Source organism: Nostoc sp. DedQUE05 (genome assembly GCF_034530955.1).
Lineage (GTDB): Bacteria > Cyanobacteriota > Cyanobacteriia > Cyanobacteriales > Nostocaceae > Nostoc.
The window spans coordinates 1-14,322 of sequence record NZ_JAVRCB010000067.1; the positions used below are offsets into that span (position 1 = coordinate 1).

At 40.7% G+C, this 14,322-nt stretch carries 11 protein-coding genes; 4 read left to right on the plus strand and 7 right to left on the minus strand.

What is annotated here, in order from left to right:
- The first annotated feature begins 290 nt into the window (after positions 1 to 290).
- The 4 genes from RMZ42_RS32100 (at position 291) to RMZ42_RS32115 (ending at position 8,704) form a co-directional block, all read left to right on the plus strand.
- Complete coding sequence (locus RMZ42_RS32100; protein WP_322675223.1) at positions 291 to 521, plus strand: hypothetical protein; 231 nt, start codon at positions 291 to 293, stop codon at positions 519 to 521.
- 71 nt (positions 522 to 592) lie between these two features.
- Positions 593 to 1,450 (plus strand): SDR family oxidoreductase, encoded by an 858-nt coding sequence (locus RMZ42_RS32105; protein ID WP_322675224.1) that lies wholly within the window; start codon positions 593 to 595, stop codon positions 1,448 to 1,450.
- A gap of 805 nt (positions 1,451 to 2,255) precedes the next feature.
- Positions 2,256 to 3,587, plus strand: coding sequence for a P-loop NTPase fold protein (locus tag RMZ42_RS32110; RefSeq protein ID WP_322675225.1), 1,332 nt, complete (start codon positions 2,256 to 2,258; stop codon positions 3,585 to 3,587).
- Complete coding sequence (locus RMZ42_RS32115) at positions 3,563 to 8,704, plus strand: eIF2A-related protein (protein WP_322675226.1); 5,142 nt, start codon at positions 3,563 to 3,565, stop codon at positions 8,702 to 8,704. Before RMZ42_RS32110 ends, RMZ42_RS32115 begins: the two co-directional genes overlap by 25 nt.
- Positions 8,705 to 8,757: 53 nt before the next feature.
- Here the strand turns inward: RMZ42_RS32115 and RMZ42_RS32120 are convergent, their stop codons facing one another.
- From RMZ42_RS32120 to RMZ42_RS32150, 7 genes are all read right to left on the minus strand, one after another.
- On the minus strand, positions 8,758 to 10,161 hold the full coding sequence (locus tag RMZ42_RS32120; protein WP_322675227.1) for a hypothetical protein: 1,404 nt from the start codon (positions 10,159 to 10,161) through the stop codon (positions 8,758 to 8,760).
- A 298-nt stretch (positions 10,162 to 10,459) separates the two neighbouring features.
- Positions 10,460 to 10,825 (minus strand): DOPA 4,5-dioxygenase family protein, encoded by a 366-nt coding sequence (locus RMZ42_RS32125; protein ID WP_322675228.1) that lies wholly within the window; start codon positions 10,823 to 10,825, stop codon positions 10,460 to 10,462.
- Positions 10,826 to 11,111: 286 nt separating this feature from the next.
- The gene (locus tag RMZ42_RS32130; RefSeq protein ID WP_322675248.1) at positions 11,112 to 11,648 is read right to left on the minus strand and encodes a universal stress protein; all 537 of its coding nucleotides are present in this window, start codon (positions 11,646 to 11,648) and stop codon (positions 11,112 to 11,114) included.
- A gap of 550 nt (positions 11,649 to 12,198) precedes the next feature.
- Positions 12,199 to 12,711, minus strand: coding sequence for a hypothetical protein (locus RMZ42_RS32135; protein WP_322675229.1), 513 nt, complete (start codon positions 12,709 to 12,711; stop codon positions 12,199 to 12,201).
- 29 nt (positions 12,712 to 12,740) lie between these two features.
- Entirely contained in the window at positions 12,741 to 13,655 is a 915-nt protein-coding gene (gene thrB / locus RMZ42_RS32140) for a homoserine kinase (protein WP_322675230.1), read from the minus strand.
- Between the two features lie 108 nt (positions 13,656 to 13,763).
- A complete protein-coding gene (locus RMZ42_RS32145; RefSeq protein WP_322675231.1) occupies positions 13,764 to 14,069 on the minus strand; it encodes a type II toxin-antitoxin system RelE/ParE family toxin in 306 nt (101 codons plus the stop codon).
- Complete coding sequence (locus RMZ42_RS32150) at positions 14,054 to 14,242, minus strand: hypothetical protein (RefSeq protein ID WP_322675232.1); 189 nt, start codon at positions 14,240 to 14,242, stop codon at positions 14,054 to 14,056. Before RMZ42_RS32150 ends, RMZ42_RS32145 begins: the two co-directional genes overlap by 16 nt.
- Positions 14,243 to 14,322 lie beyond the last annotated feature (80 nt).

A 14,322-nucleotide genomic window follows, 5' to 3' on the forward strand; every position in this document is an offset into this window, starting at 1 on the left:
CCTAACCTAAAATAAAAAAGGGTGGAACCGATAAATTAGAAATCATGTCTCTGCGGTTAGTAGTCTGTCTTATTGGTTTTGATAAGTTTGTAGTAAGCACTTGAGTGTTTAGAGAATGAAGGACTAAAGTCCCTACTACGAACTAGCTTACCCATCAATTTCAACTTGACAGACCACTGCGCTGAGTAAATTAGCACAACATCAACATTTAATACTCAGTTTTAAAAATCCGGTTCGTCTAGGTGGCATCTATACAGATGGTAATCGGAAATTGTTAGCTGAGGTTGGGTATGAACCGGATAATTTGCATTGCCCTGATGGCATTGCCTGTTTATTTATACAATGTTGGGCTAGGCAATACTTCTAGTAGCGACGTGGCAATTGTTAAAAACAAGTATCCCACAATAGCTGCTCTAATTGCTTACCGTACAAATGCTCAGTTACGCATCTTGCCGTGGCAAATATCGGCTAGAGATGACCAAACTGAAGATTGCCTTCGTGCTGGCACTTGCAAAGATTGATACTAATTCGTAATTCGTAATTCGTAGTTCGTAATTCGTAATTACGGCAGCTCTATCATCAAAGAAAATTAATGGTTGTAGAAAATCAACGTACAGTAGTGGTTACAGGAGCCTCAACAGGAATTGGTCAAGCGTGTGCTTTGCTTTTAGACCAATTGGGCTTTTCTGTTTTTGCTGGAGTGCGTCAAGATGTTGATGCTCAAACACTGAAACAGAAAGGATCGCAAAGGCTGATTCCGATTTTTTTAGATGTTACTGATGCTGAATCGATCGCAGCTGCGGTTGATACGGTAACAAATGCAGTTGGTGGTGTGGGAATTTTAGGTTTAGTGAATAATGCCGGCATTGCTGTTCCCGGGCCGTTAGAATTATTAGCGATCGCTGAATTTCAACACCAGATGCAGGTTAATGTCACCGGACAATTAGCTGTGACACAAGCATTTCTTGGTCTTCTACGCCAAAGTCGGGGTCGAATTATCAATATGGGTTCCATTGCTGGTAGGAGTCCTACACCGTTTTTGGGTGCTTATAATGCTTCTAAATTTGCTTTGGAAGCACTCACTGATGTGATGCGGATGGAGTTACGACCTTGGGGAATCTCAGTTTCAATTGTTGAACCTGGTTCTATTGCTACCCCAATCTGGGACAAGTCCCTAAGTCAATCTGAAGTAGCACAGCAGGATTTACCCGAAACGGCACAACATCTCTACGGACAAGCGATGAATATTGTCCGCCAGAAAATGCAGATTATCGCATCTAAGGGAATTTCTGCGGATATTGTGGCTCAAGTTGTTGTCCACGCGCTGACTGCAAAAAAACCCAAGACGCGCTATCTTGTTGGACAGGATGCCAAAATTGGAGCGCTGATCAAGCATATTTTGCCTGACAAGCTACATGACAAGATAATTTTATACTCAATGGGGCTTTAGATTACTGGTTGTCAATACTTCAGAGGTCGTCACTCTGAATGCAAAGGCTGTCATTAACAAAATCATGATTTTCATCACAAAATCATGATTTTCATTCACAAAATTATGGTTTTCATCAATAAGATCATATTTTTATCGACAAAATTATGGTTTTCATTAACAAAATCATAATTTTCATCAAAAATATCAAGTTCGAGTAATTAGTTATGATTCCCACAGTCATTGCACCCCACCCCCAGCCCCTCCCCGCAGGCGGGGAGGGGAGACGAAGCGTAGCTTTGGCGGGGTGGGGTTCTTGGGGTTTAGTAAGTAATCAAGCAGACATGATATAAAATCGTGCTGATTTCAGAACGAGAAGCAAAATCTAGTTAAAAAGTGACTCTGAACTCAAGTTGACTTAACCAACGTTTTTATTAAAAGCGATATGCTATAAGGATTGTAGATTATTTTTTTGTAAAATTAACGAAAGCTTGTTAATAAATCAAGCTGATGATGAGTTCAAGAGAGCGACAAAATTGTACTTAACAGTACCTTTTTTTGTGTTGGATATTTTTAATATTCATAAGAGTACCTTATTTAATCTTAGATATTTTTGCTATTTGTACTTATAATAGTATTTTTGCTTACTTTAATTAAGACATCACGATTAAGATGTGCTAGGTCGAACATAAATATAATCAATTATCCTGAATGCTGCTAGTTTAGTTAGTAGTTTGATTAAAATAAGGCATAAATTATCTAAAATCAATATATTTATCTACTAGTAAATTTTTGTATCCCCATTTCTGAGTGAACTTGATTAGTTATGCTCCTAGATTTAGAAAGATTTTATCAAGCTTGCAATCCGAGCAGACCTCTAATTATAGGAAACGCTAGCGATCGCAGGTACTATATCGATTTTGCTGCGGTGCGGGGTGGCAAAATTATCGAAGCTTTGCAGCGGACGATTGCTAGAATATCGCCAGATACACCAACCTGTCAACTATTTACCGGACATCTCGGTTGTGGAAAATCAACGGAGTTGTTACGCCTGAAAGCTGAGTTAGAAGCGCAGCAATTTCATGTAGTTTACTTTGAGTCTACCCACGTCTTAGAAATGGCTGATGTGGATGTGACTGATATTTTGTTAGCGATCGCTGGACAGGTGAGTGAAAGTCTAGAAGCGATGAAAATTAGGCTCAAGCCTCGCTACTTTAGCAAGTTGTTTGGTGAAGTTGTAGATTTCTTGCAGACGCCAATTGACGTTGGGGTAGAAGCAGAGTTGTCTGTAGGAATTGCCAAAATTACCGCGAAAACAAAAGAAAGTCCTCAATTGCGACGGCGCTTACGAGATTATTTAGAACCGCGAACCGCAAATATTTTACAGTCAATTAATCAAGAATTACTAGAACCTGCTAACAAAGAATTGAAAGCTAGGAGTAAAAAAGGATTAGTGGTAATTGTTGATAACTTGGATCGAGTTGCAATTCGACCTTTACCATCGGGGCGATCGCTGCCAGAATATTTATTTATTCAGCGTGGCGAACAGTTACGCAAACTGAATTGTCATGTAGTCTATACTATTCCTTTAGCTCTGACTTTCTCCAACGATAGCGCCGAACTTCAGCATCGTTTGGGGGGTGGAGTTGCCCCAAAAATGTTACCGATGATACCTGTGCGTTTGCGCTCTGGTGAGATTTTTCCCCAAGGGCTATCAATGATGCGGCAAATGGTGCTAGCTAGAGCTTTTCCAGACATTTTACCTAGCGATCGGTTAGGCTTAATTACAGAGGTGTTTGATAGTTTAGAAACTTTAGATCGATTGTGCCTGATGAGTGGTGGTCATGTACGCGACTTATTAGGTTTACTGTTTGACTGTCTGCGAGAACAAGATCCACCCTTTGAGCGGGAATGTGTCGAACTGGTAATTCAAAGACAGCGAGATTACCGAGCCAACGCTATCGACCCCCATGAGTGGGAACTAATCTTTCAGGTGGTGCAACAGCAACGAGTTAGAGGTGATATAGAATACCACACCCTCTTGCGAAGTCTATTTGTATTTGAATATCGCGATCATCAGGGAGCTTGGTTTGCCGTCAACCCAGTTTTAGCAGAGACGGAAAAATTTAAATCATGGTTGAACGACACGCACAAGTAGATATCAGAGCAGCTAACGAGCGGGCTTTGCGGAGTTTGGGGAGAGCAATTACCCTTTCTAGCGGTCAATTTTCCCTAGTTTTGGTGTGCTGCAATTATCGAGTTTTGCAAGAGCAAATGTTGCAACGACTCGAAGAACTCTCTTCAGGAGTACACCACATTCAAAAGGTAGTTCTGCCGCATAATGCCAGAAGTCTTTATACAAGCATTCATTTACAACTGCTAACCGAAGCTAATCCGCCATCGGCGTTGATGATTTTGGGTTTAGAGTCAGTAGATGGACTCGACGATTTTCTGAGGTCTATCAATCATATTCGGGATGAATTTCGCAAACGCCACCCATTTCCGATGATTGTCTGGATGAATGAGGAAGTGTTGCAAAAGGTAGTCCGTTTAGCACCAGATTTTGCTAGTTGGGCGGCGACACCGATTCGGTTTGAAATGACAACTCAATCACTGCTGCAATTTCTGCAACAGGAAACTGACTCTTTATTTGCCACAGTGTTAGCAAATGATGCCGCACAACACCAACCTCCTCAACTTGCCAAGCATTATTCGACTGTCGAGCAAGTCTGGGAACATAGTTATGAACTGCACTTTGCCATTAGAGAGTTGCACAATCGTGGTATTACCTTAGAGCCAGAACTACACGCTAGTTTAGAGTTTGTTTTTGGTCTAGATAATTATATTAGCGATCGCATCAATACAGGTTTAAGCCATTTTCAGCAAAGCTTGCAAATTTGGCAGAAGTTAGTAGAAATAGAGGATAAAAGAGCAGGGGAAGCAGGGGAAGCAGGGGGGGATGAAGAAATATTTTCTTCGTCTACGCCTCCTAATCCTCCATCTGCCCTACTGTTGCGACAGGGAATTTTGCTGTTTTATATTGGGCTGTGTTATTGCCGTTTTGCAGAGCAAAATCAAATAGAAAACCGCCGCCATTGGTACACTGCTAAATCTTATTTTCAGCAGTGCTTGAATATTTTGCAGGTGGCTGGGCGTTTAGATATAGTTGCTGGATTTATTAATCAACTTGCTGAGGTTTTGCAATATCTGCAAGAGTGGGAAGAATTGCAGACAGTTGCCCAAAAGTCTCTGGAGTTACATCAAACTTATGGTAGTCAAATCCAATTAGCTTGTGACTACGGTTTTCTGGCGCAAGTGGCTGTGCAGCAGTCGCGGTGGGTACAAGCGAGTATCTTAGCACACGTATCACTGCTGAAATTAGGTGAGGCGCAAAAGCAGAATGACCCTTATAACTGCTTATTTCCATTATTATTGGCGCAGATTTACTATTTAGTTTTGGCGAAAGCACAGCGAAATTTAGGTGAGCTAGTAATCGCTCATGAATACTTAGATAAGGCGACAAAAGAACTACCAGCAGCCTTAGAAAGCAGTGCCCATCAATACGATGCCCATCGTTATATTCGCTTATTGCGGAGACTGCGATCGCTCTACTTTGAAGAAGGGCGATATTTAGAAGCCTATTACATTCGACAGAAACGGCGTTCTGTTGAGCAACAGTATGGTTTTCGGGCTTTTATTGGTGCAGGGCGCTTGCAACCCCAAAGACAGGCGACAAACCCAGCGTTAATGTCACCTTCTGGAAGTAGCAGCATTGCTTTAGAAATTGCTGCTTCTGGTCGAGAGCGTGATATTAATAACTTAATTGGCAGAATTAGCCGCGCCGATCAAAAGTTGACGGTGATTCACGGTCCATCGGGGGTGGGTAAGAGTTCTACTGTCACGGCAGGTTTAGTTCCAGCACTGCAAAATCGAGCTATTGGCGATCAAATAGCCGTACCTGTGGTACTGCAAGTTTATACCGACTGGGCACGGGAATTAGGGAAATCTTTAAGTGAGGCGATGTCTAGTGATGAATCTCTGGCGATTTACGCTGATATTAAGCTAGAAGCAGCCATTGAAGCGGAAGCTTTGCCTTACTCTGGCATATCGTTCACCATTGGTAGCATTTTACAACAACTCCAAGAAAATGCCGATCGCCATTTGATCACAGTTTTAATTTTTGACCAGTTTGAAGAATTTTTCTTTGGTTATAGCGATCGCAATCAAAAGCAAGAGTTTGATAAATTTATTAGCGATTGTCTGAATATACCTTTTGTTAAAGTTATCCTTTCCTTGCGAGAAGATTATTTACATCGGTTATTAGACTTTAAACATCTCTCGGCACTGGAAGCGATTAATAATAATATTCTCGACAAGCATATCCGCTATCAGTTGAATAACTTTTCGCCAGAATATGCTAAAGCAATTATCCGCAAATTGACAGAGCGATCGCAGTTTAATTTAGAACCTGCTTTAATTGATGCTTTAATCGAAGATTTATCCACAGAATTTGGAGAAGTCCGCCCGATTGAATTACAAGTTGTGGGAGCGCAAATTCAAGATGAGCGCATTACTACCCTAGAAGAATATCAGCCATATAGACCGAACAAACTCATCGAACGATATATTAAAGAACTGATTAAAGACTGCGGGCCAGAAAATGAACGAGCGGCTTTACTCGTCTTATATTTATTAACAGATGAAAGCAACAACCGACCTTTTAAAACTCGTGCTGAGTTAGCAGCGCAGCTATCAGAATTAGAAGATGCTGACAAATTAGAGTTAGTCTTAGAAATTTTAGTGCGCTCCGGTTTAGTGGTTCTCTTTCCTGATGTACCAGAACGCTATCAACTGATTCACGATTATTTAGTAGACTTGATTCGCTACCTGCAACAACAAGAATCGAGCTTACAGGTACAACTAAATCAGTTGCGCTACAAAGTAGAACAAAGTCAAGCTGAGATTGAGCGACTGAAAAGCGAACTTAGTCAAAATAAGCAGCGTTCTAAATTGGTAGATTCTCATCCGCAACAGGGATTAGACTTATTAACGGAATTGCGAGAATTACACAAACGGGAAGAATTAAGTCAGTTAGAAATTGAGCAATTACGAGCTGAACTCAAAGAAAAAGAGTTAACAGCTAAACTTGCAGAAAGTCAAAAGAAACAAAGACTTAGTGAAGCTCAATTAAATCGTTCGCTGAAAATTGCCCTCACCGCTTCTGTTCTCGCCATCTTCGGATTAAGTGTTTCCATCGTCACAGCAGTAGATAGCGAAATTAAAACTCTCAGTGCATCCAGTGAAGCTCTCTTTGCCTCCCAAAAAGGTATTGATGCTTTAAAAGAAGCTTTAAAGGCAGGGAGAAAATTACAACAAACAGTCTGGATAGATTCTTATACAAGAGAACAAGTACAGACGGCGCTTTATCAAGCTGTTTCCGGGGTCAGAGAATATAACCGCTTGGACGGGCATATATCTGGAGTCAATAGTGCTATATTCAGCAGCGATCGCTCTTTAATTGCCTCAGCCAGTGCCGATACTACAATCAAACTCTGGCGTCCTGATGGTAGCTTAGTTAAAACCTTGTCGGGGCATGAAGATGTAGTTAATAGCGTTAGTTTCAGCCCAGATAGTCAAATCATTGCTTCCGCCAGTCAAGACAAGACGATAAAACTTTGGAGTCGAGAAGGTGAATTGCTTGCAACCTTATTAGGACATCAGGGTGTGGTGAATAGTGTGAGTTTCAGCCCAGATGGTCAGGTTATTGCTTCAGCGAGTACAGACAAAACAGTGAAACTGTGGAGTCGGGATGGTAAGCTGCTCAAAACTTTGCAGGGACATGATGGTGCAGTCTTAAGTGTGGCTTGGTCAAATGATGGTCAAACCTTAGTTTCTGGGAGTGCTGATAAAACGGCGAAACTGTGGAGTCGGGATGGTAAACTGCTCAAAACCTTACAGGGACATGAGGATGCAGTCAAAAGTGTAGCTTGGTCGCCTGATGGTCAAACAATTGCATCTGCTAGTTTAGACCAGACCATCAAACTGTGGAATGTTGAGGGGAAGCTACTGCGAACCTTATCGGGTCATAGTTCAGGAGTTACCAGCGTCAGTTTTAGCCGCGATGGTAACACGATCGCTTCTGCAAGTACCGATGAAACAATCAAACTTTGGAGTTTTGAAGGTGTATTGCTGGGAACCCTGAAGGGACATAACAATTGGGTTAACAGTGTCAGCTTCAGCCCAGACGGTCGCACTCTTGCTTCCGCCAGTCGGGACAAAACTATTACACTTTGGCATTGGGACGATGTATTACTGCGAAAGCCCAAAGCCGATAATGATGACTGGATAACTAGCATTAGTTTTAGCCCAGGCGATCGCACCTTAGCAGCAGCAAGCCGAGACAAAACTGTAAAACTTTTCAGTCGAGACGGTAAACTACTCCGTACATTCACAGGGCATCAAGGTCAAGTTTGGGGTGTAGCTTGGTCGCCCGATGGTCAAGTAATTGCCTCGGCTAGTAAAGATAAAACGGTGAAGCTTTGGAGTGGTGACGGTAAACTGCTCAACACCTTACAAGGTCATAATGATACCGTCTTGAGTGTAGCTTGGTCGCCTGATGGTCAAGTAATTGCCTCGGCTAGTAAAGATAAAACAGTAAAACTTTGGAGTCGCAACGGTAAACTGCTCAATACCTTGCAGGGACATCAAGAAGCGGTGAATTGGGTAAGCTTTAGCCCAGATGGCAAGTTGCTAGCCTCAGCCAGTGATGATAAAACCGTGAAAATCTGGACTATAGAGGGTAAATTGCTATATACATTAATTGGTCATAGTCGCCGAGTAAATGGAGTTGCTTGGTCGCCTGATGGTCAAAGCATTGCCTCAGTTAGTATTGATAGCACAGTGAAGATTTGGAATCGAGACGGTGAGTTGCTAAATAATCTCACGGGCGATGGCGATAGTTTTATCAGTGTCAGTTTTAGCCCCGATGGCAAGACTCTGGCAGCCAGCAGTGATGACAAAGTAAGGATTTGGAACCGAGAAGGAACGTTGCTAATTGCTTTGAAAGGCGATAAAGATGAGTTAACCAGCGTCAGTTTCAGCCATGACGGCAAGACTCTGGCTGCGGGTAGTGGTAATAGCACAGTAATTTTCCGAGATTTAGCAGATATCCAACTGGATAAATTACTGGCACGCGGTTGCGATTTGCTACATGATTATTTGCAGACTAACCAGAAAGTAATGAAAAGCGATCGCGCCTTGTGTTCTAGTAGGTGATTTGAAATTAATCGACTTCATTAATGATTTTCGGGCTTCTTGAACAGCTATATCTATGTTAAATCGATCAAAAAATGAGCTATTAAAGTATTTCTTTCGTAAGATAGCAAGTAAAGATGCAAAAGATTTGGGTTATCTTTATCAAGGTGCATCACTGAACCATCAACTGCTAAGTGGTGATGATCTATCCATCGCTCTTGTGAATCTAGTAAAAAACTGAAATAGGGGCTGACATCTGGATGATTTTTAGTTAATTCTTCATAGCTTTGATAAAAAGGAGGTATCCCAATTCCCATCGGCATATATAAGCCTTTGGAATAATCTGCTACAGCCAATTGAGGAAGCGTTTTCAGATTAATGCCACTAATGAATAATCTATTTTGTTCGCCCGTCTTAGTATCTGTGAATCCTAACTCAATTTCCTGTAAATTTTGTTCCACACCAATCGGTTTAATATTCCTTAAAATCGCTTTATCAAATTTGCCTATTCTCCAGTATTGATTGCCCCAAGGCTTATTTTGATCGTAAAATCCTGGCGCTCGAAAACTTGCAAACTTAACTTCATTTTTAACGTCGTAAAAATCTCTCCATTTGGTGATGTTGGTCGCTAGCGTAGTTCTAACTTTTCTACTTTGCTCTCCAGATACAATTATCCTCTCATCAAGGGGGAACTGAGTAGCAACTTCTTTTTGATCGATTACATTTCTTAAAAGATTAGTTTTGACTACTGTGCCACTCGGATCTTGCCAGTGTTCTAATTTCCACCAATACTGCCAATATGAAATCTTATTAATTTTTTCAAAAATATTTTTGTAATGTCCAATTGGGAAAGTAAACCAACTTTGATAATAAAGGGTTTTATTATTATCCTCTTTAGTAAAAAGCAAAATTTCCCAAAATCCGGCATTTAAACAATTATTAGCCAAAGCTATCTCTACAATATTTTGTTTTTCAAAACCATCTCCTCCTACAATTTCTATATTTTTTGAATTAGCAGGAAAACTAATCTGTTGCCTATTCCATTCCCTATCTGTAAAAGCGATTATTTCTAAACCTCGATCTTTTTTAACCCATTCAGGTGCTTTGGGAACCAATAGCTCTAAATCAACATTTTTTATAACTATTTTTGCCGTGTTTTTATCTGTTGCTTCCAGTACGAAATCGAAATGCGTATCATCTTTCTTAATCAGTGTTAATTTTCGATTAGAATATCTTTTAAAATTTTTTCCTAACGGTGCAGGATTGGCTGGATAATCAACATTAGATAATTCTTGTAGTTTTACACTCATCTGATTATCAAATTTATATCTGGATTTCAACCAGAAACCACCTAGTCCCAGCAAACCAAGGCAGAGAATAAGAGTACTAAATAAAATCTGTTTCTTCGTGACTCTGAAATTAACTTTGCCGAATTGGGAAATGCCTGCAATTTTTTCTTTTGCAGAGATGTTTTTCATCAGACAAATTCCTTTTTATGAGAATGCTGATTAACAGCATAGCATTCTGCAAAGCGGATGTCTTATTTCTATTTTTAACGAAAGTGTTAATAAACGGTTATCTGCAATTAAGGGTTTAATACCAATTCTTATTTTTCCTTTATTAGACTTGCAGCAAATCGCTAAAGCGCCTATGCATAGACTAAAACCTGTATTTATTAGGAAATTGGACTTTTTCAACTTCACCATAATTAGTCACAATAGAAAAAGTTTCACGCCTCAAAGCAAAACTTTTATCCAACAATATTGTTTACTTTTCTTAATTGGATAAAGTCGGACTAAGCTGTTGAAGAAACTCAATATTTAAATCTAGCTTTTCTCCTAACCATAGGGAATGAACTGCATGGTCTGCCACAGCATCCCCTGTCTCAGGATGAACGAGAATATTCAATCCCTCACGATTGAGCATTAACCAAGGAACGACTTTCTCAAACTGATTCGGTAAGAAAGCAACTTGATACATCGCTTGTGGATGGGGCCCAATCGGCTTGTCAAACCAGCGTCCGAGTTGCACCTCAAACCTAGCGCCTAATCCTTCACGTACACGCGCAGCTACATCTCGACTCGCAGGATCGAAGTAAACATGAGCATGAAAACCAGCGATCTCGATAGTATCTTCTTTCATAGATCCACTTTTCGCTCTCAACTCTAATTTTGGGTAGCTGACTTTTTATTTTTTACTATAAATCTACGACGAGCTACGCCCACGCTCAATTTTAGCCCAATACAGTGTAGTTAGCGATCGCTTGTTGGAGATTCAATTTACAGAGATCGTTAATTGAGATAACTAACTTTTATGGGGTAGGCAGCATACTGAGCGTTATCGTTAACGCAGCCTCTTGCAGAGAAGTAGCGATCGCGCCATTTTGCCCACCCTAATTATGCAAGTTAAATGTGGAATAGCTTAGTAGTTAGTTAACGCTGAAAGTGCTTGTAGTTTCTTTGACAACTTCATCTCTTTTAGGAGTAACTGAAAGATGCACAACATGCACTGAACAAGGAGCATGGTGCAGAACGTAGTTACTCACACTACCGAGAAATAGTTCCATCAGCCGAGAATGGCCCCGACGCCCCATAACAATTAGGTCAGCGTCACAACTATGGGCTAAATCACAAATAATCCGACCAGGATTACCAACATTTTGTGTAAATTCCGTAGTCACACCTGCTGTGTTTGCTTGGGCACAGAAAGATTGCAACATCTGGATTCCTAGATTTTTAAAGGTATCCCACTGTTGTTGGTATAACTCAAAGCTTTGACTGGTCAATCCTGGATAGTAGTCCATATTAGACAGCATGGGTACATAAGGACTACCCTCTTCTTCAGAAGACAGAACATGAAGTAACATTAAGCTAGCTTGTGTTAACTTTGCTAAATCTAATGCTTCCTCAAAAACCTGTTGCCCTATTTCCGAGCGATCTAATGCAACTAGAATCTTTTTAAACATCATATAGACCTCCGATTTCATTGGTAATTGGTCTTTACGGTTTCGGGTTTCCAGATGCTGGATTGTCAAAAATGACTAATCCCTCAACTATGTTTAGCGACTTTTGAATTTTAAATCTCTTAAAGGTTTTCGCACTATATTTATATTTATAGCAAAACAATTTGAGGAACTTGTGAGGAAAGCCAGCATTTATCTTTGAGCATGAGGGAGCATCTCATTTTGGAATAAATATCTTTGGGTTTCGAGCCTAAATCCCTTTCTCAAAATTGCTATGCATTAGTCACATTTTTCTTAAGATTGTTGCAAATGAGCCAGCAACAGGATTGTAGAACAACGCGATCTGCGGATATTTGACAAAAGCAGAAGAATGTAAATGACAAAAATTTTTTAGGCGATCGCTAACTACAAACTGGAGAATTTGAGTAGATACCTATCAATGTTTTTGCTCTTGTTTTAAGTAAGTTATATTTTTGTTGAGAAAGATTTGGGTTATGGATAGCCTAAAAAGAGAGAAGTCAATATATTGCATACAACCGAAAAAACTAAAGTATTAAACAATCCGGTTGACAATTGTCCACACTTCTCCATCAGAGCGGACATAGGGAACGGAGATTGTCTTAAAGCCAGTGATGAAGGGCTTGTAATAAATCTGCCAATACATTGGACTCAGTTGATTGGCACAAGCCTTAAGAAAACGGACTTCTGCGGCCAGTTCACTTGCTAGTTGATTAATGCGTTCAGCATGAGCCTGAGCTACTTCTTTCGCTTCCTCTAGCTGCTGCTGTTGGATAAGTTGTTTGGATTCACCTTGCCAACGCACTAACTTACCTTGTTTTTGTTTTATCTTGCCTTCTAAAGCGGCGATCGCTGCATCTATGCCTTGGAGTTCAACTGATAATTGGGCATTTTCCCTGGCTTGACGGCGGTAAGCTTCCACCATCGCCTGGGGTGAATCATTCTCGCCAGAGATGACATTATTTTTTATAGTGAGTGCAGCGCGTTCTTCTAAAAGAGCCTGAATTTGAGAATTAAGCGCTGCTATTTCAGCCTGAGTTTGCTCCATAAATCGAGTTTTAAGTGCTGAGTAAAATATTAAAAGCTTTTTGCGCCTTGGGTATCCAGAGAAAGCGATCGCACCTCGGCTGTAATTCCTTCTTCTTGCCAAGCAGCTAACATCGCCGCCTCCACTTCCTTTGAGTGTAACTTATCCGCCAAAGCTAACAGTGTCGGCCCCGCACCACTAATCACCATACCATAAGCACCAGCACTAACAGCTGCAATGTTGAGAGCATCATAACCAGGAATCAAAGCTTTACGATAGGGCTGATGCAACTTATCTTGCAAAGCTGTCTTTAACCATTGTCCGTTACCAGTTTCCAAGCCGCGCAACAATAAGCCCAAATGGGCGGTATTGAAAATCGCATCCGCACGACTTACTTCTGTTGGCAGAACGCCTCGCGCTTTTGAAGTGGAAAGTTCAAAATTAGGAATAGCCACAATTGGCACAACATCTTTATGCCAGGGAACATCACAAATTTCCCAACCTGCACCACTAGTAGCAGCCAGACGACATCCTCCCAACAAGGCTGGAACTACATTATCAGGATGTCCTTCCATTGCGATCGCTAACTCCATCACCTGCGACTGAGAAAGAGTAGCACCTTCAAGTTGATTAGCCGCAACTAATCCACCAACAATTGCTGTCGCAGAACTACCCAAACCCCGTGCCAAAGGGACATCTAACTTAATCTCTATTTTCACAGTCGGCGGTGTCTGCTCTATATGTTGATAGAACTTGACAAACGCTTGGTAGAGAAGATTACTTTCATCAGTTTGGACTCGTTGGGCTTCTGTACCAGTGACATGAATAATTAACCCACTTTCTTCCAGCCGAGTGAACTTGAACTCGTTGTACAGCTTTAAAGCTGCACCGATGCAATCAAAACCAGGCCCCAAATTAGCAGTTGTGGCGGGAACGGTAACAGTGATGGTAGAAACAACAGACATTGGCAAAACTCACTAATCATCAACTAGCATCCCATGTAAAGGGTTGACTTGCTCATGAATTATATTAATTGTCTGTAAGTAATCAAAATAATTACAAATTACTTTGACTCACCCTGAATCTGCATCCAATTTATCCAATAGTCTTTTTCCATGAATCACTGCTGCAATAGTTAAAATGTCATCCTGAATTCGATAGATAACTCGATAGCTGTATACAAACTTTTCCCTAATATTATCATCGCCAAACTCTGGTACTATTCGACCTGAGAAAGGAAAGTTACTCAAGTGACGAGTTACATCGATTATTCTTTGAACCACTGCCGCAGCATAAGCAGTTGAGTCACGAGATATATACGTGACTATCGCTTCTACATCCTCTAGTGCTTTAGAAGACCAAACTACTTGATAAGCCATTTGCTCAAACGTTTTTCAGCTTCTTCTTGTGTAATTACTCCTTCTATATCGGCTGCTTCTAATCCACGACTAACTTTCTCAATTACGTATAGATGGTATTGGATATCTTCGATTGAGCAATCGTCTGGCAATTGATTCAGTAGAGATTGAACTTTTTCTTTTGTGGTATTCATAGCTTGATTTTTAGTTTATTAATAAAGCAACTGAACGCTATGGTTGGGTGTAGAGTCCCCCATCATTAATATAACTCCAA